At 70.9% G+C, this 23,801-nt stretch carries 18 protein-coding genes; 8 read left to right on the forward strand and 10 right to left on the reverse strand.

The features are described 5' to 3' along the window. The first annotated feature begins 63 nt into the window (after nucleotides 1-63). Both ABZ893_RS03160 and idi read left to right on the forward strand, forming a co-directional pair. Nucleotides 64-999 carry a cation diffusion facilitator family transporter gene (locus ABZ893_RS03160; protein ID WP_361395792.1) on the forward strand — a complete coding sequence of 312 codons (936 nt, stop codon included), beginning with the start codon at nucleotides 64-66 and terminating at the stop codon, nucleotides 997-999. Between the two features lie 134 nt (nucleotides 1,000-1,133). Next, nucleotides 1,134-1,727 (forward strand): isopentenyl-diphosphate Delta-isomerase, encoded by a 594-nt coding sequence (idi, locus tag ABZ893_RS03165; RefSeq protein WP_361395794.1) that lies wholly within the window; start codon nucleotides 1,134-1,136, stop codon nucleotides 1,725-1,727. Between the two features lie 54 nt (nucleotides 1,728-1,781). Here idi and ABZ893_RS03170 read toward each other — a convergent pair whose 3' ends face one another. Continuing rightward, nucleotides 1,782-2,258, reverse strand: coding sequence for an ATP-binding protein (locus tag ABZ893_RS03170; RefSeq protein ID WP_361396108.1), 477 nt, complete (start codon nucleotides 2,256-2,258; stop codon nucleotides 1,782-1,784). Between the two features lie 129 nt (nucleotides 2,259-2,387). Next, nucleotides 2,388-3,044 (reverse strand): DUF308 domain-containing protein, encoded by a 657-nt coding sequence (locus tag ABZ893_RS03175; protein ID WP_361395798.1) that lies wholly within the window; start codon nucleotides 3,042-3,044, stop codon nucleotides 2,388-2,390. Between the two features lie 65 nt (nucleotides 3,045-3,109). Here ABZ893_RS03175 and ABZ893_RS03180 point away from each other — a divergent pair, with 65 nt between their 5' ends. The 3 genes from ABZ893_RS03180 (at nucleotide 3,110) to ABZ893_RS03190 (ending at nucleotide 7,610) form a co-directional block, all read left to right on the forward strand. Beyond that, the gene (locus ABZ893_RS03180; protein WP_361395802.1) at nucleotides 3,110-3,862 is read left to right on the forward strand and encodes an enoyl-CoA hydratase/isomerase family protein; all 753 of its coding nucleotides are present in this window, start codon (nucleotides 3,110-3,112) and stop codon (nucleotides 3,860-3,862) included. A 61-nt stretch (nucleotides 3,863-3,923) separates the two neighbouring features. Next, complete coding sequence (locus tag ABZ893_RS03185; RefSeq protein WP_361395805.1) at nucleotides 3,924-4,799, forward strand: hypothetical protein; 876 nt, start codon at nucleotides 3,924-3,926, stop codon at nucleotides 4,797-4,799. A gap of 339 nt (nucleotides 4,800-5,138) precedes the next feature. Next, complete coding sequence (locus ABZ893_RS03190) at nucleotides 5,139-7,610, forward strand: Tex family protein (protein WP_361395807.1); 2,472 nt, start codon at nucleotides 5,139-5,141, stop codon at nucleotides 7,608-7,610. 464 nt (nucleotides 7,611-8,074) lie between these two features. Here ABZ893_RS03190 and ABZ893_RS03195 read toward each other — a convergent pair whose 3' ends face one another. Continuing rightward, nucleotides 8,075-9,718 (reverse strand): ABC-F family ATP-binding cassette domain-containing protein, encoded by a 1,644-nt coding sequence (locus ABZ893_RS03195; RefSeq protein WP_361395809.1) that lies wholly within the window; start codon nucleotides 9,716-9,718, stop codon nucleotides 8,075-8,077. A gap of 123 nt (nucleotides 9,719-9,841) precedes the next feature. On the opposite strand from ABZ893_RS03195, the gene ABZ893_RS03200 reads away from it, so the two are divergent. Further along, on the forward strand, nucleotides 9,842-10,798 hold the full coding sequence (locus ABZ893_RS03200; protein WP_361395811.1) for an FAD-dependent oxidoreductase: 957 nt from the start codon (nucleotides 9,842-9,844) through the stop codon (nucleotides 10,796-10,798). A 381-nt stretch (nucleotides 10,799-11,179) separates the two neighbouring features. Here ABZ893_RS03200 and ABZ893_RS03205 read toward each other — a convergent pair whose 3' ends face one another. Both ABZ893_RS03205 and ABZ893_RS03210 read right to left on the reverse strand, forming a co-directional pair. Beyond that, complete coding sequence (locus ABZ893_RS03205) at nucleotides 11,180-12,484, reverse strand: M14 family metallocarboxypeptidase (protein ID WP_361395813.1); 1,305 nt, start codon at nucleotides 12,482-12,484, stop codon at nucleotides 11,180-11,182. Then, the gene (locus ABZ893_RS03210; RefSeq protein WP_361395816.1) at nucleotides 12,484-14,448 is read right to left on the reverse strand and encodes a Xaa-Pro dipeptidyl-peptidase; all 1,965 of its coding nucleotides are present in this window, start codon (nucleotides 14,446-14,448) and stop codon (nucleotides 12,484-12,486) included. The genes ABZ893_RS03205 and ABZ893_RS03210 overlap by 1 nt, the downstream gene beginning before the upstream one ends. Before the next feature lie 191 nt (nucleotides 14,449-14,639). Between ABZ893_RS03210 and ABZ893_RS03215 the strand changes: the two genes are divergently transcribed. Beyond that, a complete protein-coding gene (locus ABZ893_RS03215; protein ID WP_361395819.1) occupies nucleotides 14,640-16,130 on the forward strand; it encodes a M1 family metallopeptidase in 1,491 nt (496 codons plus the stop codon). Nucleotides 16,131-16,145: 15 nt separating this feature from the next. On the opposite strand, the gene ABZ893_RS03220 is transcribed toward ABZ893_RS03215, so the two are convergent. The 3 genes from ABZ893_RS03220 to ABZ893_RS03230 form a co-directional block, all read right to left on the reverse strand. Further along, nucleotides 16,146-17,012 (reverse strand): oxygenase MpaB family protein, encoded by an 867-nt coding sequence (locus tag ABZ893_RS03220; RefSeq protein ID WP_361395822.1) that lies wholly within the window; start codon nucleotides 17,010-17,012, stop codon nucleotides 16,146-16,148. Nucleotides 17,013-17,090: 78 nt separating this feature from the next. Continuing rightward, nucleotides 17,091-17,408 (reverse strand): hypothetical protein, encoded by a 318-nt coding sequence (locus tag ABZ893_RS03225; protein ID WP_361395825.1) that lies wholly within the window; start codon nucleotides 17,406-17,408, stop codon nucleotides 17,091-17,093. Nucleotides 17,409-17,554: 146 nt separating this feature from the next. Next, the gene (locus tag ABZ893_RS03230; RefSeq protein WP_361395828.1) at nucleotides 17,555-19,027 is read right to left on the reverse strand and encodes an amino acid permease; all 1,473 of its coding nucleotides are present in this window, start codon (nucleotides 19,025-19,027) and stop codon (nucleotides 17,555-17,557) included. A 290-nt stretch (nucleotides 19,028-19,317) separates the two neighbouring features. On the opposite strand from ABZ893_RS03230, the gene ABZ893_RS03235 reads away from it, so the two are divergent. After that, nucleotides 19,318-20,058, forward strand: coding sequence for a MerR family transcriptional regulator (locus tag ABZ893_RS03235; protein WP_361395831.1), 741 nt, complete (start codon nucleotides 19,318-19,320; stop codon nucleotides 20,056-20,058). Between the two features lie 108 nt (nucleotides 20,059-20,166). Here the strand turns inward: ABZ893_RS03235 and ABZ893_RS03240 are convergent, their stop codons facing one another. Beyond that, entirely contained in the window at nucleotides 20,167-22,338 is a 2,172-nt protein-coding gene (locus tag ABZ893_RS03240; protein WP_361395834.1) for a 3-hydroxyacyl-CoA dehydrogenase NAD-binding domain-containing protein, read from the reverse strand. A 227-nt stretch (nucleotides 22,339-22,565) separates the two neighbouring features. Continuing rightward, the gene (locus ABZ893_RS03245; protein WP_361395837.1) at nucleotides 22,566-23,783 is read right to left on the reverse strand and encodes an acetyl-CoA C-acetyltransferase; all 1,218 of its coding nucleotides are present in this window, start codon (nucleotides 23,781-23,783) and stop codon (nucleotides 22,566-22,568) included. Nucleotides 23,784-23,801: the final 18 nt, after the last annotated feature.

Raw genomic sequence — 23,801 nt, forward strand, 5'->3', positions numbered from 1 at the left:
GACCGCGGGGGCGGGTGTGACCCGTTTCCGGGTGCGCCGACGAACTTACGGAGGGCGGTTTCCATGGGGGCCGGACACGATCACGGGCACAGCCACGGACCCACGGGGGGTACGGCATCGGCCGCCCATGTGGGCCGGCTGCGCATAGCGCTGGGCATCACGCTCACCGTGATGGTGGTCGAGATCTTCGGCGGTCTCCTCGCGGACTCCCTCGCCCTGGTCGCGGACGCCGCCCACATGGCCACCGACGCGCTCGGACTCGGCATGGCGCTCCTCGCGATCCACTTCGCGAACCGGCCCGCGAGCGACCAGCGCACCTTCGGCTTCGCCCGCGCGGAGATCCTGGCGGCCCTCGCCAACTGCCTGCTGCTGCTCGGCGTCGGCGGCTATGTGCTCGTCGAGGCGATCCAGCGGTTCATCACTCCCGCCGACACCGAGGGCGGCCTGACCATCGTCTTCGGCGTGATCGGCCTCGTGGCGAACATGATCTCGCTGTCGATCCTGGTACGCGGCCAGAAGGAGAGCCTGAACGTACGCGGCGCCTTCCTCGAGGTGGCGGCGGACGCGCTCGGCTCGGCGGCGGTGATCATCTCGGCGACGGTCATCCTGACCACCGGCTGGCAGGCCGCCGACCCGATCGCCTCGCTCGCGATCGGCCTGATGATCGTGCCGAGGACCGTGAAGCTGCTGCGGGAGACGCTGAACGTGCTGCTCGAAGCTGCCCCCAAGGACGTCGACATCGCGGAGGTGCGGGCGCACATCGTGGCGCTGCCGGGCGTCCTGGACGTCCACGACCTGCACGCCTGGACCATCACTTCGGGTATGCCGGTCCTGTCCGCACACGTGGTCGTCAGCTCGGAGGCCCTGGACACGATCGGGCACGAGAAGATGCTGCACGAGCTCCAGGGCTGCCTCGGCGTCCATTTCGACGTCGAGCACTGCACGTTCCAGCTGGAGCCGGTGGGCCACGCCGAGCACGAGGCCAAGCTCTGCCACTGATTCTCCCTGGCGCGGCGGACGATTCCACTCCGGTCCGGCGGGGCACGATCACCTTTCCGGCCTCTTTCGAAGTGCCCGGAGTGTCTGCGATGTACGGCAGACTTGAGGTTCGAGGACCGAAGTGAAGGATGGGTATGCCGACCACACCTGCCACCACGGCGAACATTTCGTCGAACGGCACCGGAGAAGCGATCTTGCTGGAACTCGTGGACGAGGACGGCAGGACGATCGGCACCGCGGAGAAGCTGGCCGCGCACCAGGCGCCCGGTCAGCTGCACAGAGCGTTCTCCGTGTTCCTCTTCGACGAGAAGGGCCGGCTGCTGCTCCAGCAGCGCGCCCTGGGCAAGTACCACTCCCCCGGCGTGTGGTCGAACACGTGCTGCGGGCACCCGTACCCCGGCGAGGCGCCGTTCGCCGCGGCCGCGCGCAGGACGTATGAGGAGCTGGGGATCTCGCCGTCGCTGCTCGCCGAGGCGGGGACGGTGCGTTACAACCACCCGGACCCCGACTCGGGGCTTGTGGAGCAGGAGTTCAACCACCTGTTCGTGGGGATGGTCCAGGCTCAGCTGCGCCCGGACCCCTCCGAGGTGGGTGAGACGGCGTTCGTGACGGCGCAGGAGCTGGCCGAGCGGCACGAGAAGGACCCGTTCTCGGCGTGGTTCATGACCGTGCTCGACGCGGCGCGGCCCGCGGTCAGGGAGCTGACGGGGCCGTCCGCGGGCTGGTGACCGACCAGGGCCTGTCGTCGCCTCGCCACACAGGCGGGAACCTGACGACAGGCCCTAGAACGTGCCCGCGGGCTTGAGGGGCAGGGCGGCCCAGATGACCTTGCCCCCGCTCGCGGTGTGCTCGACGTCGCACACCCCGCCGGCCTCGCTGGTGATCTCCCGTACGAGGAGCAGGCCGCGTCCGCCGGTCTGCCCGTCGGTGGCTTCCAGGGCGGTCGGGCGGTAGGGGTGCTCGTCCTCGACGGAGACCCTCACCCACTCGGCGCCGACCGCGACCTCCACCGCGAGGACGGGTGACAGCAGGGCTGCGTGCCGTACCGCGTTGGTGACCAGCTCGGAGACGATGAGCAGGAGCCCCTGGACGAGGTCGTCCGAGACCGGTACGCCCTGGCGGACCAGCAGGTCGCGGACGGCGTGCCGGGCCTGCGGCACGGACGCGTCGACGGCCTGCGCGGTGAAGCGCCAGACCCCCTCGTACGGCAGCGGCCCGCCCGATGGCTGATCGGGAGGCCCGCCCCCCTGACCGCTCATCGTCCGGTCGCCGCCCTTGCGCTCGATTGTCACCACGCAAAGAGTGTTGGGACTCCGCTGGTCCGTACCGCCAGACTGATCAGAACTCATCGACTATCGACGCTTTTTGACCACTGACGTACAACGCCGTCAGGTGTGCGACCGATCCTGGCCGTCTTGTGCCGTCTTCCATGGCTCTTCAGGTTGTACGGGTTTGGGGGCCTCCTGCGGCGTCATAAGGCCGACCACGCGCCGGCCGCCGAGCCCGGTGGCCAGCAGACCCAGGCCGTCGAAGAGCAGGGCGAGCGAGACGAAGGCGCCGATGACGTAGCGGCTGCTGCTCGGCCAGTTGCCGAGGACCAGGACGCCGAGCAGCAGGTCGAACGCGCCCTGCACCAGCGTCCAGCCGAACTGCGGCCCGCGCACCACGATCCCGCCGGCGAGCCGGAACACACCACCCGTCAGGAAAAGCAGCGCCGCGAACATCGTGAGCGCCTCGGCCGAGCCCTCCGGGTGACGGATCACCACGGTGCCGGCGGCGAGGTTGAGCGCGGCGACGACGATGCTCAGCCAGAAGAAGCTGGTGCCGCGCGCCTGCACGGCGTGCAGCAGGCCGACGATCCCGCCGACGAGCAGCAGCCAGCCGAAGAGGAGCATCGACGTCAGCGTGGCCAGGCCCGTATAGACAAGGCCCACGAGTCCGGCAAGTACGAGGATGCAGCCGAGGCCCGCGAGCCACCCGAAGCCGCGCAGCAGCTGCTTCGACGTCCGGGCCGGGTCAGGGTCTTTGTGGTGGGACCGTGCCATCAACGCCTCCTCGTGACCGCCCCCTTGCTGATCGTACGTTCGAGACCGGTGGATAGCATCCGCCCATGTCGCACTCATCGCCGCAGCTCACGCACACGGTCACGGACGGCGTCGCCACCGTCGTCATCGACAACGCCGCCAAACGGAACGCCATGACGGACGACATGTGGCGCTCGCTGCCGCCGCTGCTCGCCGCGCTGGAAGCCGATCCGGCGGTGCGGGTGCTCGTGCTGACGGGGGCCGGCGGGACGTTCTGCGCGGGCGCCGACATCTCGACGCTCGGTTCGTCCGGGTCGCAGGCGCAGGAACTCGCCGTCGCGGCCGAGGAGGCGCTCGCGGCCTTCGCCAAGCCGACGCTCGCCGCGGTGCGCGGGTACTGCGTGGGCGGCGGCTGCCAGCTCGCGGCGGCCTGTGACCTGCGCTTCGCGGCCGAGACCGCGCTGTTCGGGGTCACCCCGTCGAAGCTGGGGATCGTCTACCCGGCGGGCTCGACGCGTCGCCTCGCGTCCCTGGTGGGCCCCGCGACGGCCAAGTACCTGTTGTTCTCGGGCGAGTTGATCGGCACGGAACGCGCCCAGCGGACCGGACTCGTGGACGAGGTGCTCCCCGAGGCCGAACTGGACAAGCGCGTCGGGGAGTTCACCCGAATCCTCGGCGAGCGCTCACAGCTGACGCAGGCGGCGGCGAAGGAATTCATCGACGGGCACGTGGACCGGGCCGCACATTGGGCCGAGGAAGCGCGCGGCAGTGCGGATACGGCGGAGGGGGTGGCGGCGTTCTTGGAGCGGCGGAAGCCTCGGTTCACGTGGACTGTGTAGGGCGATGGGCTCCCCTGCCTCACGACTTCCCGGCGTACCAACCAGTCGGTAACGTACGCGTATGACTACTGACCCGTCGTCCGGGGCGCGTGCCGCCCGGCGCTGTCACGACATGCTCAACCCCTTCCACTCGACGCACTACTTCTCGCCCGACCTGGGCAAGGAGCTGGCCGCCGTCGGGGTCACCGACGGCAACGCGGCGTACTTCGCCGTGCGTGCGGCGGCGATGGGGGCCGTCGGCGCCGGGACCGTGACGGCGACGTTCTACAACTTCAAGCACGAGTTCGTCGCCCGGCATGTGCCGGCCGTGTGGGAGGCGGCCTCCCCGGAGACCGTCCTCGCGGCACGCGCGCGTGCCGTCGACTCGACGCTGCGCAGGCTCCTGGGTGACGAGGTGCTGGCCTCCCCCGAGATGGCGGAGGCCGCCGAGCTCGCACTGCGCGCCACGGAGGCGTGCACGCGCCACGCCCGGCCGCTGTACGCCGCCCACGCCGACCTGCCCGTGCCGGAGGAACCGCACCTCGCGTACTGGCACGCGGCCACGCTGCTGCGGGAACACCGCGGTGACGGGCACATCGCCGCGCTGATCGCCGCCGATCTCGACCCCGTCGAGGCGCTGGTGAGCCATGTGGCGACCGGCAAGGGCATGGCCCCGAAGTGGCTGCTGGTCACGCGCGGCTGGACCCGCGAGGAGTTCGACGCGGCCGCCGACCGGCTCCGCGAGCGCAAGATCCTGGACGCGGACGGCGAGTTGACCGAACGGGGCGTGGCACTGCGCCACAACCTGGAGGCGGAGACCGACCGCCTCGACCTGGCACCGTACGCCCACCTGGGCGAGGCGGCCGTGACCCGACTGACGGAGCTGGCGACGGGCTTCACGGTCGCGGCTCTGCGCGCGGGGGCGTTCCCGGCGGACTTGATCGGCAAGGCGGCCTGAGGCCGGGTCTGCGGCCTGGGAGCCACCCGGCGAGAAAGGTTGGCTGAGCGCCGCTAGGCGGGAAGTCGGCCGGGCGGGAGGGTTATCCGAGTGCGGCCGGGCGAGGCCGCCCGAGTCGCCGCCCGGCTGATTCGTCACCTGGGAGCCGCCCGGCGGAGTGGTCGCCCGAGCCCAGTCCCGGCGCCGGCCCATGCGGCGGCCTGTGCGCCGGGCCGGGCGCAGGACCGTGCGACGGGCCAGGTGGTGGGCCGGGCGCTCAGGCCGGTGCGCTCCCCACACTTGTCACCGCCACCTGCCACAATTGCCGCGCACCCTCAGTTGAGAAGGCGGTACGGCATCGTGGCGACATCCAGCGCAGGTCCCATCACGGGGTCCATCGAAGGCAGGATTGCCGAGGAGCTCGGCGTACGGGAGCGGCAGGTGAAGGCTGCCGTCGAGCTGCTCGACGGCGGTTCGACCGTCCCGTTCATCGCGCGCTACCGCAAGGAAGCGACCGAGATGCTCGACGACGCGCAGCTGCGCACGCTCGAGGAGCGGCTGCGGTATCTGCGGGAGCTGGAGGACCGGCGCGCGGCCATCCTCGACTCGGTCCGTGAACAGGGCAAGCTCACCGACGAGTTGGCGGCCCAGATCAACGCCGCCGAGACGAAGGCGCGCCTCGAGGACATCTACCTGCCGTTCAAGCCGAAGCGCCGCACCAAGGCGCAGATCGCGCGCGAGGCGGGCCTCGAACCGCTGGCGGAGGGGCTGCTCGGGGACCCGTCGGTGGAGCCGGCCGCCGCTGCGGCCGCGTTCGTCGACGCCGACAAGGGTGTCGCCGACGCGCAGGCCGCGCTCGACGGCGCCCGCGCCATCCTCACCGAGCGCTTCTCCGAGGACGCCGACCTGATCGGCGAGCTGCGTGAGCGCATGTGGGGCCGCGGCCAGCTCGCCGCCAAGGTCCGCGAGGGCAAAGAGGAGGCGGGCGCTAAGTTCGCCGACTACTTCGACTTCGCCGAGCCCTTCACCGCGCTCCCCTCCCACCGCATCCTCGCGATGCTGCGCGGCGAGAAGGAGGAGATTCTGGAACTGAACCTAGAGCCTGAGGAGCCGACGGAGGCCGGGACTCCGTCCTCGTACGAGGCCATCGTCGCGGACCGGTTCGGGATCAGGAACCAGGGGCGGCCCGGCGACAAGTGGCTGGGCGACACGGTGCGTTGGGCCTGGCGCACCCGCATCCTCGTGCACCTCGGTCTCGACCTGCGCCTTCGTCTGCGTACCGCAGCCGAGGACGAGGCCGTGCAGGTCTTCGCGGCGAACCTGCGGGACCTGCTGCTCGCCGCCCCGGCGGGCACGCGCGCGACGCTGGGCCTCGACCCCGGTTTCCGTACGGGCGTGAAGGTCGCCGTCGTCGACGCGACGGGCAAGGTCGTCGCGACGGACGTCATCCACCCGCACGTGCCGGCGAACCGGTGGGACGAGGCGCTGGCCAAGCTGGCCCGGCTCGCCCAGGAGCACAAGGTCGACCTGATCGCGATCGGGAACGGCACGGCGTCCCGTGAGACCGACAAGCTCGCGGGTGAACTGATCACCAAGCACCCGGAGTTGAGCCTCACCAAGGTGACGGTGTCGGAGGCGGGCGCCTCCGTGTACTCGGCGTCGGCCTTCGCCTCGCAGGAGCTGCCCGACATGGACGTGTCGCTGCGCGGCGCCGTGTCGATCGCCCGCCGTCTCCAGGACCCGCTCGCGGAGCTGGTGAAGATCGACCCCAAGTCGATCGGCGTCGGCCAGTACCAGCACGACCTGTCCGAGGTGAAGCTGTCGCGCTCCCTGGACGCGGTCGTCGAGGACTGTGTGAACGGCGTGGGCGTGGACGTGAACACGGCGTCCGCTCCCCTGCTCGCCCGGGTGTCCGGCATCGGTTCGGGCCTCGCGGAGAACATCGTGGCGCACCGCGACGCCAACGGCCCGTTCACGTCCCGCAAGGGCCTCAAGGACGTGGCCAGGCTCGGCCCGAAGGCGTACGAGCAGTGCGCGGGCTTCCTCCGGATCCGGGGCGGTGACGACCCGCTGGACGCGTCGTCCGTGCACCCGGAGGCGTACCCCGTGGTGCGGCGGATGGTGAAGTCGACGGGCGGCGAGGTCGCGTCCCTGGTCGGGAACGCGGCGGCGCTGCGGTCGCTCAGCGCGGCCGATTTCGTGGACGACAAGTTCGGTCTGCCGACGGTGACGGACATCCTGAGGGAGCTGGAGAAGCCGGGGCGCGACCCGCGGCCGGCCTTCAAGACTGCGACGTTCAAGGACGGCGTGGAGAAGATCTCCGACCTGGCCTCCGGGATGGTCCTCGAAGGTGTCGTGACGAACGTGGCGGCGTTCGGCGCGTTCGTGGACGTCGGTGTGCACCAGGACGGGCTCGTGCACGTGTCCGCGATGTCGAAGACGTTCGTGAAGGACCCGCGGGACGTCGTGAAGCCGGGTGACATCGTCAAGGTGAAGGTCCTCGACGTGGACATCCCGCGCAAGCGGATCTCGCTGACGCTGCGTCTCGACGACGAGGCGGCGGCGGCCGGTGGCGAGGGCTCCGGCTCGGGTGCCGGCGGCGGTCGCAGGGAGCGCGGCGGGCGCCCGCCCCAGCAGCGCCAGCAGCGTCAGGGGCAGGGTTCGGGCCAGGGCCGGGGACAAGGCCAGGGCCGACGCCAGCAGGGCTCGGGGCAGGGTCAGGGCCAGGGCCAGGGCCAGCGGCGTGGCGGTGCGTCCGCCCCCGCGCCCGCCAACAGCGAGATGGCCGACGCACTGCGCCGCGCGGGCCTGCTCGACCCGAAGGGACGCTGACGCGCTCGGGGCCGGTCACCACGCGGATGACACCGCGGGTGACCGGCCCCGGCCGGCACGTGTCGGAGGGGGCGCGCGTCGGAGGGCACGCGCGTCGGCGCGACCCCGACAGCGCGCCCGTCCGTCAGAGGGCCCGCAGGTCAACGCGCCCGCCCGACAGCACGCCCACGTCAGCGCAACCCCACGTCAGGGCACCCCCACGTCAGCACGACCCCGACAGCACGCCCGCAGGTCAACGCGCCCGCGCGTCAGAGCGCCCACCCGTCGGCGCAACCCCGTCAGCACCCGCCGCCCATCGGCGCGACCCCGTCAGCGCCCACCCGTCACCCGCGACCCCACGTAAGCACGCGCACGTCAGCGCGCCCACCCGTCAGCCGCGACCCCACGTCACCGCAACCCCGTCAGCACGCCCACCCGTCAGGGCGACCCCCGTCAGGGAGACCCACGTCCGGCGGCCCCCGACCTCACGGCGAAAGCTCCTTCACCCTGCCCTCAGCCACCTCCAGGCGCCGCTGCGTGCGGACGGCGTCCAGCATTCGGCGGTCGTGGGTGACCAGCAGCAGCGTGCCCTCGTACGAGTCGAGCGCCGACTCCAGCTGTTCGATCGCGGGCAGGTCAAGGTGGTTGGTCGGCTCGTCGAGGACGAGCAGGTTGACGCCCCGGCCCTGGAGCAGGGCCAGCGCCGCGCGCGTGCGCTCGCCCGGCGACAGCGTGACCGCGGGCCGCAGCACGTGGTCGGCCTTGAGGCCGAACTTCGCGAGCAGTGTGCGTACGTCGGCCGGTTCCGTGTCCGGTACGGCCGCGCAGAACGCTTCGAGCAGCGCCTCGGAGCCGTGGAACAGGGCGCGGGCCTGGTCGACCTCGCCGACGACGACACCCGAACCGAGCGTCGCGTTGCCCGCGTCCAGCGGCACCCGGCCGAGGAGCGCGCCTAGCAGCGTCGACTTCCCCGCGCCGTTCGCGCCGGTGATCGCGATGCGGTCGGCCCAGTCGATCTGGAGCGAGACCGGTCCGAGCGTGAAGTCCCCGCGCCGCACCTCCGCGTCGCGCAGGGTGGCGACGACGGAGCCGGAGCGCGGCGCAACCGCGATCTCCATGCGCAGCTCCCACTCCTTGCGCGGCTCCTCCACAATGTCGAGCCGCTCGATCATGCGCTGCGTCTGGCGGGCCTTCGCGGCCTGCTTCTCGCTGGCCTCGCTGCGGAACTTGCGGCCGATCTTGTCGTTGTCCGTGGCCTTTCGGCGGGCGTTCTTGACGCCCTTGTCCATCCAGCCGCGCTGCATCTGGGCGCGGCCTTCGAGGGCGGCCTTCTTGTCGGCGTACTCGTCGAACTCCTCGCGCGCGTGCCGGCGGGCGGTGTCGCGCTCCTCAAGGTAGGCCTCGTAGCCGCCGCCGTAGAGGTTGATCTGCTGCTGGGCGAGGTCCAGCTCCAGGACCTTGGTGACGGTGCGGGTCAGGAACTCGCGGTCGTGGCTGACGACGACCGTGCCCGCGCGCAGCCCGCGCACGAACGACTCCAGGCGCTCCAGGCCGTCCAGGTCGAGGTCGTTCGTGGGCTCGTCGAGGAGGAACACGTCGTAGCGGGAGAGCAGCAGGGAGGCGAGGCCCGCGCGGGCGGCCTGGCCGCCGGACAGGGACGTCATCTCCTGGTCGAGTCCGACGCCGAGGCCGAGGGACGCGGTGACTTCCTCGGCGCGCTCGTCGAGGTCGGCGCCGCCGAGGTCGAGCCAGCGCTCCAGGCTCACGGAGTACGCGTCGTCCGCCCCGGGTGCCCCGTCGACGAGTGCCTGGGTGGCCTCGTCCATCGCGCGCTGTGCGGCGTCGACGCCGGTGCGGCGGGCGAGGAACTCGCGCACGGTCTCGCCGGGCCGGCGCTCCGGCTCCTGGGGCAGGTGCCCGACGGTGGCGCCGGGCGGCGACAGGCGCAGCTCGCCCTGCTCGGGGGTGGTGAGCCCGGCGAGGAGCTTGAGGAGGGTGGACTTCCCGGCGCCGTTGGCGCCGACGAGCCCGATCACGTCGCCGGGCGCGACCACGAGGTCGAGCCCGGAGAACAGGGAACGGTCGCCGTGCCCGGCGGCGAGGTTCTTGGCTACGAGAGTGGCAGTCATCAGATCGTCGATCCTAGAGCCTGTCGTCACCTGCCGGCCGCGTGAGCCCACGCTCCCTGATGTGAGCACGGCAGCACACCGATGTGAGCACGGCAGCGCATCCCGTCCGCTACCGTCCGCCCCGTGGACAGTGACGCGAGCGGCGATGTGATCGTGGTCGGTGGCGGGGTCGTCGGCCTTACGACGGCCCTCGAACTCGTACGCATGGGGCGGCGCGTGCGCGTCTGGACGCGGGATCCCACCGCCCTGACGACGTCGGCGGTCGCGGGCGCGCTCTGGTGGCCGTACCGGATCGACCCGGTGGAGCGCGTGGGCGCGTGGTCGGTGCGGTCCCTGCGGGTGTACGAGGAGCTGGCGGGGCGGCCGGGTACCGGGGTGCGCATGGCCGAGGGTGTGCACGCGGACACCCGGCTCGACGAGCTCGGGCCGTGGGCGGCCGAGGTGGCGGGGCTGCGTCCGGCGACCCGGGCGGAGTACGCGGGCGGCGACGGCCTGTGGGCGCGGCTTCCGCTGATCGACATGCCGGTGCATCTGGAGTGGCTGCGGGAGTCGTTCGTCGCGGCGGGCGGCCGCGTGGAGATACGCGAGGTGGCGGACCTCGCAGAGGCGGGAGCGGAGGCGCCGGTCGTGATCAACTGCACCGGCCTCGACGCCCGCACGCTCGTACCCGACCCGTCGGTACGTCCGCTGCGCGGGCAGCTCGTCCTCGTCGAGAACTCCGGGGTGACCACCTGGTTCGTGGCCGCGGGACATTCCGAGGCGACGTCGACGTACTTCTTCCCGCAGCCCGGACGGCTGGTCCTGGGTGGCACCGCGCAGGAGGACGCGTGGTCGCTCACGCCGGATCCCGAGGTGGCGCGGGCGATCGTGGAGCGGTGTGCGGCGGTGCGGCCCGAGATCGCGGGGGCACGGGTGATCGGGCACCGCGTGGGACTGCGGCCGACGCGCCCCGCTGTACGCATCGAGCGTGAACGGGAGCCCTGGGGCGGGGAGTTGGTGCACAACTACGGGCACGGCGGGGCGGGTGTGACCGTGGCGTGGGGGTGCGCGAGGGAGGCGGCGGGACTCGTCACCGGCTAGCGCCGCCGGCCAGGGCGCGACCGACTGAGCGCCGACGGGCACCGTCCGGCCATCTGAGCTCCCTCTGCCACCACCCGACGGACTGAGCTCCCTCGAAACACGGCACGGTGGGGGCGGGCGTCACGGTGGCGTGGGTGTGCGCCCAGGAGACGGCCGGTCTCGTCACCGGCTAGCCCCGCCGGCCAGGGCGCGACCGGCTGAGCGCCGACGGGCACCGCCCGACCAGCTGAGCCCCCTCGGCCGCCGCCTGACGGACCGAGCCTCCTCGGAACACGGCACGTCGGGGCCGGGCGCCCAGAGGTCATCTCTGAGCGCCCGGCCGCCGTCGCGGATCAGCCCTTGGTCTCAGGGCCTACCGCCCACGCGCTGATCGCCCCGGTTTCAGCACGTGGCTTCGGGCTTCCCCTCGATGAGGTGGTACGGAGCGCGGGCGTCGAGGAGCAGCGCCACGAGCGCTCGCTCGGACTGGCGCAGGGGCACGAGGACGCCGTTCCCCTCGTCGTCCTTGCGGACCTTGATGCCGTGCAGCGCCAGCTTGTCCTTGACCGACGCGTACTGGGCCGCGTCGAGGTGGTAGCCGCACGGCGGGTTCTGGATGACCGCCGACGGGTCGGCCGGCTCGTTGTCCGCGCCGCCGAAGTAGACCGGTCCGCTGTCGCGGTAACCGGCGACGCGGGCCGCGCCGGTGGCCGCCTCGATCTTCGCGCGGTGGTCGTCCGTGAACTTGAACAGGCCGCCCAGGGCGGAGAGTTGGCTCTGGACGCGGCGCCGGTTGTTGAGCGCGGGGTCGGCCTTCTCGGCGGCCGTCTGCGGGTCGACGCGGCTCTCGATGAGCAGGCCGACCGCGTGCTTCACGCCGGAGACGTTGCGCAGGATCCGCTCCTGCCCGTCGCCCGCGGTCTGCTTGATCGGGTCACCGCTCACCGGGTCGGTCCAGATGCCGTACGTGCCCGTGGAGTAGCCGCCCGCGTTGGCGGCCGGACGGACGTACTTCAGCGAGAGGGTCTGCGCCTCGTCGTGGACCTGGGAGTCGGTGTTGAGGTTGCGCGGCCAGAGGTCGAAGAGGGCCTTGTCGTAGTACTGGGGTGTGGCGCCGTACTCGTGGAGGTCGTAGATCACGTCCGGCTTGTCGTCGCGGATGACGGCGGCCATGGCGCGTGCCTCGGCGGTGTCCAGGGCCACGTGGTCGCGGTTGATGTCGATGCCGTCGGAGTTGCCGCGGGTGTTGGCGGCGCGGCCGTCGGGGTTCGCGGTGGGGACGACGAGCAGCGTGTGCCGGGACAGGAAGTCCTTGGTCTTCTGGTCCTTGGCGTACGCGAGGTCGCGGATCGTGGTGAGACAGGCCTCGCGGCCGGACGGTTCGTTGCCGTGCTGGCTGCAGATGAGCAGCACGGTGTTCTGGTTCGGGTGCTCGCCGATGCGGACGAGCTGGACCGGCCGGTTCTGCTTGGTGGTGCCGATTCTCGTGACGTCGACTCTGTCGCTGCCCTTGTCGACGGCCGCGAGGAAGTCCTGCTCCTCGGGCTGGCTGGTCCAGCGGGCGCCGTCGCTCTGCTCGAAGCCGGTGCGCGGCGCCGGGGGCGCGGCGTGGGCCGGGACGGTGAGCAGGGGTGCGGCGAGGGCGGCTGCGGTCGCGGCCAGGGCGACCGTGCGCAGACGCGGGGCGCGTGTGGTGTGCGGGGCCATCAGTGTGCTCCTCCGGGAATCGGACGGGACGGGCTCAAGGGGCTGAGTCCGTCGGGTGCGGTGGCTCGGGGGGTGGCCTTGGCGGAGCGGGTCAGGGCGGACGCGAACGCGGTGGAACCGCCGACGAGCGGCACGCTCGCGGACGTCCTGGCCAGGTCGAGGGTGAGGGTGGGTGTGGTGGACGGGGGGTCGATGAGGTCCTTGTCGGTGCCCGCGACGATCAGCGCGAGGCGGTGGCCCGCCGGGACGACGTGGTCGCTCGCGGCGAGCTTGATGGTGAGGCTGTACGCCTTGCCCGGGGTGAGCGGGCGCTCCTTGCCCGGGTCCGCGTACGTGCCGAGGTCGGCCCAACCGCGGCTGAACACCGTCTGGTTGACGTCCGTCGCGACGGCCTGGGTGTTCTTGAAGCAGGAGCTGTCACCGGCGGTGCTCGCGCCCCAGCAGGTGCGGTCGGTGAGCGTGGTGATGCCTTCGCCGGCGCCCGCGTAGTCGCGGATGGTGGCCGGGCCGAGGTCCACGAGGACGGCGGAGAGGTGGGCGGTCGTGGTCGACGGGGTCGCGGTGACGGTGACCGTGGAGGAACCGGACAGGCGCAGGTCCTTGCCGAGCGGTGCGGTGACGAACCCGGCCTTGTCGGGGGTCGGTTCGTCGATCCGCGCGGCCCAGTCGGTCTCGCTCAGCTTCGGGTCGTCGGTGAACGACTCGGTGCCGGAGCCGCGCTTCAGGCCGAGCGTGCCGACGCCGGCGGCGCTGCCCTTGCCGGGGTTCAGGCGGACGGTGTCGGTGGTGCGGGGCGGCCAGACGCGGTCGGTGGTCCAGTGGTCGGGGGTGCGCTCGATGTCGGCCATCGGCTCGCGGTCCACGCCGTTGTCGTAGCCGAGGAGTTCGTGGTCGAACCAGCGGTGCAGGGTGTCGACCCAGGCGCCGCGGCGGAAGTCGAACGGGTCGACGTGGCCGGTCTGCGACAGCCAGATCTTGCGGTCGACGCCCGCCTTCGCGAGGGCGTCCCACCACTGGCCGAAGTGCTTGGCCCGGACGTTGAGGTCCTGCATACCGTGCACGACGAACACGCTGGCCTTGACCTTGCCGGCGTCGGGGACGTAGTTCCGCTCGCTCCACAGGCTGGTCCAGTCGCCGGTCCGGGGCGCTTCGTCGACAAGTCGCTTCTGGACGGCGGCGCAGCGGGCGCGGGCCGCGGGGCTCTCGACGTAGTCGGACAGCCACTCGGGGCCGCTGTCGTAGAGGGGCGCGCCCTGCTGGAAGTAGTAGTCGTACCAGGAGGAGATGCCGCCGATCGGGACGATCGTCTTCAGGCCCTCGACTCCGGTGGCGGCGACGCCGTTGGCGATCGTGGCGTCGTAGCTCTTGCCGATCATGCCGGTCTTGCCGTTGGTCCAGCCGGCCTTGGCGGGCTGGGTGCCCGTGCGGGTGGTGTAGCCCTTCGCGCGGCCGTTCAGCCAGTCGACGACGGCCTTGCCGGACTGGATGTCGGAGCGGCCGCCGACATCCACGCAGCCGTCGGAGCGGTTGGTTCCGGCGAGGTCGACGGCCACGAAGGCGTAGCCGCGCGGCACGAAGTAGTTGTCGTAGAACAGCGGGAACTGGACGACGTTCCCGTTCGCGTCGTACGTCTTCTTCTGGCTCTCGTTGCCGCGTCCGCAGCAGGAGTAGTACGGGCTGGCGTCCATGATCACGGGGACCTTGCGGCCCTGTTGGGCGGGCTCGCGCGGCCGGACGATGTCGACGGCGACCCGGTCGGTCTTCCCGTCGCCGTCGCCGTCGAGCCGGGTGTCGACCCAGACGGACTCGCGGATGGCGTCGTCGTACGAGTAGACGGGCTTCGACTCGCGGGGCGCGGCGCTCTGGGCGGCCCCGGGAGAGACGAGGACGGCGAGCAGTGCGGCGGTGACCGCGGTCGCGAACGTCCTCCACAGGGGGCGCGTGCGTCTCTCAGGTATCGGCATGGGGCGGAAGGTATCCCGTTCAACTCCCTTGCAAAAGAGGGCCTTACGCGGCGATGAAAGGCGCATGGGGCGGAATGGCACATGTCGTCCGAATGGCAGTCGTGTGACGTGTGGGGCCATGGACATGACCGGGGAGGCGGGGGCTGAATAGGGTCACAACATCGTTCGCAGCCCTACGACTTGGAGTTTTCGTGTACCGCAGACTCATCGCCCCGGGCGCCATGGCGGCCGCTCTGATGCTGGCGATCCCGGCATCGGCCGCCGACTTCACACCCGGGGCTCCGGGCATCGGTGATCCCTACTACCCGGACTACGGGAACGGCGGCTACGACGTCTCCCACTACGACCTGCGGCTGAAGTACCAGCCGAAGACGGACCTCCTGGAGGGCACGGCGACGATCCTCGCCACGTCCACGCAGGACCTCTCGCGCTTCGACCTCGACTTCGGCCTGAAGGTCAGCGAGGTCCTCGTCAACGGCAAGAAGGCCAAGTTCGCCACGTCCGGCGTGGAGGAACTCGAGGTCACTCCGCCGGCGGGCCTGCCCAAGGGATCGTCGTTCACGGTCGTCGTGCGCTACTCGGGCAAGCCGTCGGAGGTGAAGCTGTACGGCTTCACGTCCCCGCAGCGCACGCCGGACGGCGCCGTCTTCGCCAACGAGCCGGAGTCGGCGGCCTGGTGGTTCCCGTCGAACGACCACCCGCTCGACAAGGCGACGTACGACGTGTCGGTCTCGGTGCCCGACGGGACGCAGGCGATCTCCAACGGCGTGCTCCAGTCGCAGAGTTCGCAGCTCGGCTGGACGCGCTTCAACTGGCGCTCCAGCAAGCCGCAGGCGACGTATCTGACCACGCTCGCGATCGGCAATTTCGACATCACGACCGACAAGACGGCGGACGGCCTGCCGGTCGTGAACGCGTACAGCAAGGATCTCGGCGCCAACTACGGCGCCGCGCGCGCCAGCGTGGAGCGGACGACCGAGGTCGCCGAATGGCTGGAGACGAAGTTCGGGAAGTACCCGTTCGACGCGCTCGGCGGGTACGTCCCGAACGTGCCGTCGCACTTCGCGCTCGAGACGCAGACGCGGCCCTTCTACTCGCCCGCGCAGTTCGCGAACGGTTCGAACGTGTCGGTGATCGTGCACGAGCTGGCGCACCAGTGGTACGGCGACAGCGTCTCCGTGGACGGCTGGAAGGACATCTGGATCAACGAGGGCTTCGCCCGCTACAGCCAGTGGCTCTGGTCGGAGAAGGAGGGCGAGGGCACGGCCCAGGAGCTGGCGGACTACGTGTACGCCCAGCACCCGGCGGACGACGCGTTCTGGAAGGTGAAGCCCGGTGACCCGGGTGCGGAGAACCAGTTCGACCTCGCGGTGTACGACCGTGGCGCGCTGGCGATCCAGGCGCTGCGCAACGAGGTCGGCGAGAAGAAGTTCGCCGCGATCCTCAAGGGCTGGCCGCAGGAGCACGCGTACGGGAACGCGAAGGTCGCCGACTTCGTGAAGTTCGCGGAGAAGGTCTCGGGCAAGCGGCTGGCCGGGCTGTTCGACACGTGGCTGTACCAGCCGTCGAAGCCGGGTGCCGCCGCGGCGCAGCGGGAGCGGGTGGCTCCGGCCGGGGTGGCGACGGCCAAGCCGAAGTCGTGGAAGCAGATCGCGGCGACGAATTCGCTGCACGACCACTGACGCTTCACTGACGCTTTACCGGGCGCGGGCCGCCGTTTCGGCGGCTCGCGCCCGTCTGGCCATCGGCAGGTAGCGCAGGCGCTCGGGCAGCAGCGGGACGACCCGGCGCGCGACCGCGCCGAACCGTCTGAGCCGGCGTTCCTGGGCCGGGGTCCACGGCAGGCCGATGGCCTCGCGGGCGTCCGGCGGCATCAGGCCGATCGTGAGGAACCGCCGGAAGCGGGCCAGCGGCGGCTTCAGGACCGGCCACAGCGCGCGCAGCACGAGCCGCACCGGCCGTGGCCCGCGGTCGGGCGGCGGGACCGGGACGTCGACCGCGACGAGCTCGCGCACGACGGTCGTCAGCTCGATCTCGTCGGCCAGCACCTTGCGGTAGTACGGCCAGAACTCCTCGATCGTCTGCGGCATGTCCCGGTCGTGGAGGCCGAGGATACGGCCGACCTGGAGCCACTCGGCGTAGAGCGTGCGCTCCTGCGCCTCGGTGAAGGGGGCGTTGCCGAGGTAGCGCTGCGCCTGCCGGTAGACGGGGAATCCGGTGGCGTGGACCCAGGCGTAGTACGCCGGGGTCAGCGCGTGGTAGCTGCGGCCCCGGGTGTCGGTGCCGCTGATCGTCTTGTGGAGCCGGCGCAGGCGCCGGCCCTCCTCTGCGGCGGCGTCTCCGCCGTACACCCACAGCATCACCGAGCGCAGGGAGCGCTCGCCGCGCCCCCAGGGGTCGGTCCGGAACACCGAGTGCTCGTCGACGCCCGCGCCGACCGCCGGGTGGGCGACCTGGAGGGTGAGCGCGGCGGGCAGCGCGAGCAGGGAGCGCACCTCGCCGGCGATGTCCCACAGGATGCCGCCGGGCGGGGGCGGCTCCGGATCGGGCTCGTGCTGCTTCATACGGCTCCCCAGCGGTTCCCGGGCAATACGTGATCCAGTATGCGACGGCGAGGAACGGGTGATCTTGCGGGGCGGTCCTCAGGAGTGCGCCGGGCCTCCGTAGCCCTGCGCCTCGTGGCCGATGCGGGACGCCAGGTCGGACGCGAGCTCCGAGACGCGGTTACGGAGTTCCGTCTCGGCGGCGGCCACCGGGTCTCCGGGGTCCGCAGTGACATCCGGACCGGGCCTGACCGCGACGAGCCCGCAGGTCCCGGGCGGGCCGCCGTGCGCGCGTGCGAGGAGTCGCGGCAACCCGTGCCGCGCCCAGCCGAGGACCCCCACGGTGAGCAGGGCGACCGATGCGCCGATTCGCCCCACCTTGAGAGGGGATGCCGGAGGCTGCGATACGTAGGTCATGACGTCGGCGTACCCGCCCGCCGCCGCACCGCAACGTCGGGCTCAGGGCCCGTACCAACGGCACGGTGGCGTCACCTCGGACATACGTGATCTCCGACATGACGCCACCGTAGGGGCTGCCACTGACAGTGGGGGGGAAGGCGGTGTTACTCGCCGTCGGTCAGCTTGGCCAGTTCCTCGTCGGCCCGGCGCCGGATGCCGCGGCGGGCGGCGAACCAGCCGATGACGAGCATCACGGCGATGACCGGAAGCAGCATCAGCGTCTTGCGGCCGACCGCCGGGTCGTTCCACATGAGGACGAGAACCAGCGCCAGGAAGGCGATCGTGGCGATCTCGGTGACCGGGGACCAGGGCAGACGGAACGACGGCCGCTGGACCAGGCCCTTCTTGGCCTTCCGGACGAACGCCAGGTGGGCGACCATGATCATGACCCAGGTGCCGATGATGCCGATCGAGGACACCTCGATGACGATCTCGAAGGCCTCGGCCGGAAGCAGGTAGTTCAGGCCGACACCGAGGACGCCGACGCCGGCGGTGAGCAGGATGCCGCCGTAGGGGACCTGGCTGCGGTTCATGCGGGCGGTGAACTTCGGCGCGGAGCCGGACATCGCCATGGAGCGCAGGATGCGGCCCGTGGAGTAGAGGCCGGAGTTGAGCGACGACATGGCGGCCGTCAGCACGACGAGGTTCATGATGTCGCCGATGCCGCCGACGCCCAGCTTGCTGAACAGCGTGACGAACGGGCTCTCGCCGGCCTTGTAGACCGAGGACGGGAGCAGCAGCGACAGGAGCACGACGGAGCCGACGTAGAACAGGCCGACGCGCCACATGATCGAGTTCACCGCGCGCGGGACGAGCTTCTGCGGCTCGGCGGTCTCGCCCGCCGCGACGCCGACCAGTTCCAGGGCCGCGTACGCGAAGACGACGCCCTGCATCACGAGGACCACCGACATCATGCCGCCCGGCATGAATCCGCCGTGCTGCGTGATGATGTTCAGGCCTGGGGTGTGGCCGTCGATCGGGTGCTGCGTGGCGACCAGGAAGATGCCCACGAACAGGAAGGCGACGAGCGTGGCCACCTTGATGATCGCGAACCAGAACTCCATCTCACCGAAGTACTTCACGGAGATGAGGTTCACGCCGAGCACGACCGCGAGGGCGATGAGTGCGAGCACCCACTGCGGAATCGTGGTGAAGGCGCTCCAGTACTGGGTGTAGAGGGCGATCGCGGTGATGTCCGCGATCCCGGTCATCGACCAGTTGAGGAAGTACATCCAGCCGGCGACGTACGCGCCCTTCTCGCCGAGGAACTCACGCGCGTACGACACGAAGGAACCGGAGGACGGGCGGTACACGACCATCTCGCCGAGGGCGCGCACGACGAAGTACGCGAAGACTCCGCAGATGGCGTAGGCGACGGCGAGCGCGGGGCCCGCGGTGTGGAGGCGGCCACCCGCCCCGAGGAACAGTCCTGTGCCGATCGCGCCACCGATCGCGATCATGTTGACGTGGCGGGCCTTGAGGTCCTTGCTGTAGCCGGCGTCACCCGCGTCGGCGGGCGCCTTGGACACGTCTGTGCGGGACGCGTCCAGAGCCGTGTTGGCGGCTTCCTTGCTCACGTGGGGGGATCCACTCTGTGGTGCCCGGATCTCTCCGGGGTCCGGATGGTGCTCGGTCCCACGACACTCCTGACATGGCGCGGGCCGACTCTGCACCTTCCCGCACAAGGCAAGTTGCGCGAAGCGATGTAGATCACATAGCGGAACTTCTCACATACTGAGCACCATCTGTACATGAACCCCCTAGGGGTGTAGAAGCCCCGGTTTCAGGGTCCCGAGCGCTTTCACAAGATTGGTGTGTCAGCAATACTGTTAAATCAGGACGGCGTGGAAGCGAAGTGAGGCGGAAGATGACGACGGACACCGGGGAGCCGACGCTCACGGTCGACGAACTGGCCGCCCGCGCGGGCGTCACGGTCCGCACGATCCGCTTCTACAGCACGAAGGGTCTGCTTCCGCCGCCCGTGATCGGGCCCCGCCGGGTCGGGCACTACGGCCGGGACCACCTCTCCCGGCTCGCGCTCATCGAGGAGTTGCAGCACCAGGGCATGACGCTCTCCGCGATCGAGCGGTATCTGGAGCAGCTGCCGACGGACCTGAGCGCGCACGACCTGGCGATCCACCGTGCCCTGGTCGCGAGCTGGGCGCCGGACGCCGCCGAGGACATGACGAGGGCCGACCTTGAGCGGCGCGCGGGGCGTGCGCTGTCCGGGGAGGATCTGGACCGGCTCGCCGCGATGGGCGTGGTCGCGTACCTGGAGGACAGCGACGCGTTCCGGGTGGATCCCGGTCTGCTGCGGCTCGGGGTGGAGCTGCTGGGGGTGCCGATCGCGCACGAGACGATCCTCGCGGCGCGCACGGTCCTGATGGAGCACACGCGGGACGCCGCACAGGAGCTGACGCGGCTGTTCCGCGACGAGGTGTGGGAGCCGTACCGGGAGCGGGAGTCGGACCCCGAGGACCCCGCGCATGTGCAGGCGATGAAGTCGCTGTCGGCCCATATGCAGCCGATGGTGGTGCAGGCGCTGGTCACGGCGTTCCAGCGGTCGCTGAAGGAGCAGTTGGGGGAGGCGTTCCGGGCGGAGGGGTGATGTTGCCATCCGGCGGGAGCGTTGTGTGCGGGGCGGTGACGGGTGGCGGAAGTGTTCCGCGCCGAGGGGGGAGCCCCGGCGCGGAACGTGCCACTCGGAGAGGGACCGTCACGCGTCCGTGAAGGTCTCGCCCTTCTCCGCCTTCTCCACCAGCAGTGCCGGCGGCAGGAAGCGCTCGCCGTAGGAGTCGGCGAGTTCGCGTGCGCGGGCCACGAAGCCGGGCACTCCGCCCTCGTAGCCGTTGATGTACTGCAGGACGCCGCCGGTCCAGCCCGGGAAGCCGATGCCGAGGATGGAGCCGATGTTGGCGTCGGCGACCGATGTCAGGACGCCCTCTTCGATGAGGCGCACGGTGTCGAGCGCCTCGGAGAAGAGCATCCGCTCCTGCATGTCCTTGAACGGGATCTCGTACCCGGGCTTGGTGAAGTGCTCACGCAGGCCGGGCCACAGGCCGGCGCGCTTGCCGTCCACGTACTCGTAGAAGCCGGCGCCGCCGCTGCGGCCGGGGCGCTCGAACTCGTCGACCATGCGGTCGATGACGAGGTCGGAGGGGTGGCCGACCCACGTGCCGCCCGCTTCCTCGACGGCCCGCTTCGTCTCGTCACGGATCTTGCGGGGCAGCGTCAGGGTCAGCTCGTCCATCAGCGAGAGGACCTTCGCCGGGTAACCGGCCTGGGCCGCGGCCTGCTCGACGGACGCGGGCTCGACGCCCTCGGCGACCATCGCGACGCCCTCGTTGATGAAGTGCCCGATGACGCGCGAGGTGAAGAAGCCGCGCGAGTCGTTCACGACGATCGGAGTCTTGTTGATCTGGCGGACCAGGTCGAAGGCGCGGGCCAGCGTCTCGTCGCCGGTGCGCTCGCCCTTGATGATCTCGACGAGCAGCATCTTGTCGACGGGCGAGAAGAAGTGCAGGCCGATGAAGTCGACCGGACGCTCGACGCCCTCGGCGAGGAGGGTGATGGGCAGCGTCGACGTGTTCGAGCAGAGCAGCGCGTCGGGCTCGATGACGTGCTGGATCTGCCGGAAGACCTCCTGCTTGAGGGCCGGGTTCTCGAAGACGGCCTCGATCACGGCGTCGCAGCCGGCGGCGTCCTGCGGGTCGGCGGTGGGCGTGATGCGGGCGAGGAGCGCGTCGGCCTTCTCCTGCGTGGTGCGGCCGCGCGAGACGGCCTTGGCGCACAGCTTCTCGGAGTACGCCTTGCCCTTGGCGGCGGCCTCGGCCGTCACGTCCTTGAGGACGACGTCGATACCGGCGCGGGCGCACGAGTACGCGATGCCGGCGCCCATCATCCCGGCGCCGAGGACGGCGACCTTGCGGACGAGGCGCTTCTCGATGCCCTTGGGCCGGTTGGCACCGGAGTTGACGGCCTGGAGGTCGAAGAAGAACGCCTGCATCATGTTCTTCGCCGTCTGGCCGGTGATCAGCTCGGTGAAGTAGCGCGCCTCGATGGTGAGGGCGGTGTCGAAGTCGACCTGGGAGCCCTCGACGGCGGCCGCGAGGATGTTGCGCGGGGCCGGGTAGGGAGCGCCGTTGAGCTCCTTCTTGAGGTTGGCCGGGAAGGCGGGCAGGTTCGCCGCGAACTTCGGGTTGGCCGGGGTGCCGCCCGGGATGCGGTAGCCGGGCTTGTCCCAGGGCTGGTGCGCCTCGGGGTTGGCGTCGATGAACGCGCGGGCCTTCGCGATCATCTCCTCGGGGGTGTCGGCCAGTTCATGGACGAGCCCGTTCTCCAGGGCGCGCTTGGGGGTGTACTGGGTGCCCTTGAGCAGCACCTTGAGCAGGGCGTCGGCGATGCCCATGAGGCGCACGGTACGGGTGACGCCGCCGCCCGCGGGGAGCAGGCCGAGCGTGACCTCGGGGAGGCCGATCTTGGAGCGGGGCGCGTCGAGCGCGATGCGGTGGTGGGAGGCGAGCGCGATCTCGTAACCGCCGCCCAGGGCCGCGCCGTTGATCGCCGCGACGACGGGCTTGCCGAGCGTCTCGATGCGGCGCAGGGAGCTCTTGATGCCGGTGCCGGTGTCGAACGCCTCCTGGGCGTTGTCCGGACCGATCTTCATCATGTCCTTGAGGTCACCGCCCGCGAAGAAGGTCTTCTTGGCGGAGGTGTAGATGATACCGCGGATCGAGTCCTTCTCGGCCTCTGCGCGATCCGCTACCGCGGCGATCGAGTCCTTGAAGGCCTGGTTCATGGTGTTCGCGGACTGGTTGGGGTCGTCGAAGACGAGGGTGACGATGCCGGTCTCGTCCTGTTCCCAACGGATGGTTGTGCTGGCGGTCATGGGTTACTCCGGGAGTTTGTGCGGGCGGGGTGAGGAGAGGGTGGGCTGATCTCTCGTTGCCGGGTGCGGGTCCGGTGGGGGTTGTTCGCGCAGTTCCCCGCGCCCCTGAAATGCGCCCTTCGGGCGGCATTTCTCCGATGAAGGCGCGGCGGAGCCGCAAGCCTTCAGGGGCGCGGGGAACTGCGCGACCAGCCACGACGAATCCCGCACCCGGCGACGGCGCGGCGCTAAACCACCCGTTCCACGATCGTCGCGATCCCCATCCCCCCGCCCACACACAACGTGGCGAGCCCATAGCGCAGATCACGCCGCTCCAGCTCGTCCACGAGCGTCCCCAGGATCATCGCGCCGGTGGCGCCCAGCGGGTGCCCGAGCGCGATCGCCCCCCCGTTGACGTTCACCTTGTCCAACGACAACCTCATGTCCCGCACAAAGCGGAGCACAACCGCCGCGAAGGCCTCGTTGATCTCGACGAGGTCGATGTCGTCGATGGTCAGCCCGGCCTTGGCGAGCGCCTTACGCGTCGCGGGCGCAGGGCCCGTGAGCATGATGGTCGGCTCGGAGCCGGACACGGCGGCCGAGACGATCCGGGCGCGCGGCGTCAGCCCGTACCGCTCGCCGACTTCCTTCGTGCCGATCGCGACGAGCGACGCGCCGTCGACGATGCCGGAGGAGTTGCCCGCGTGGTGGACGTGGTCGATCTTCTCGACCCAGTGGTACTTCTGCAGCGCGACGGCGTCGAAGCCGCCGAGGTCGCCGATGTCCTTGAACGACGGCTTGAGCTTGGCCAGCGAGTCGGCGGTCGTGCCGGGGCGCAGGAACTCGTCCTGGTCGAGGACGGTCAGGCCGCTGCGGTCCTTGACGGGGACGACGGAACGGGCGAAGCGGCCGTCCTTGACGGCGGCGGCCGCCCGCTCCTGGGACAGCGCCGCGTACTCGTCGACGTCGCGCCGCGAGAAGCCCTCGATGGTCGCGATCAGGTCCGCGCCGATGCCCTGCGGTACGAAGCCCGTCTCGAAGTTGGTCATCGGGTCGGCGAACCAGGCGCCGCCGTCGGAGGCCATCGGGACGCGCGACATCGACTCGACGCCACCGGCGAGGACGAGGTCCTCCCAGCCCGAACGGACCTTCATGGCCGCGAGGTTGACGGCCTCCAGGCCCGAGGCACAGAAGCGGTTCTCCTGGACGCCGGCCACCGTGTCGGGCAGGCCCGCGGCGATGGCCGCGATGCGCGCGATGTCGGAGCCCTGGTCGCCGACCGGCCCGACGACGCCGAGCACGATGTCGTCGATCGCGGCCGGGTCCAGGTCCGGGAAGCGGGCCTGGATCTCGTGGATGAGGCCGACGACGAGGTCGATCGGCTTGGTGCCGTGCAGGGAGCCGTTGGCCTTGCCCCGGCCGCGCGGGGTGCGGATCGCGTCGTACACGTACGCGTCTGTGGTCACGGGAGGTGCCTTTCGAAA

This window comes from Streptomyces sp. NPDC046821 (assembly GCF_040645335.1).
Lineage (GTDB): Bacteria > Actinomycetota > Actinomycetes > Streptomycetales > Streptomycetaceae > Streptomyces.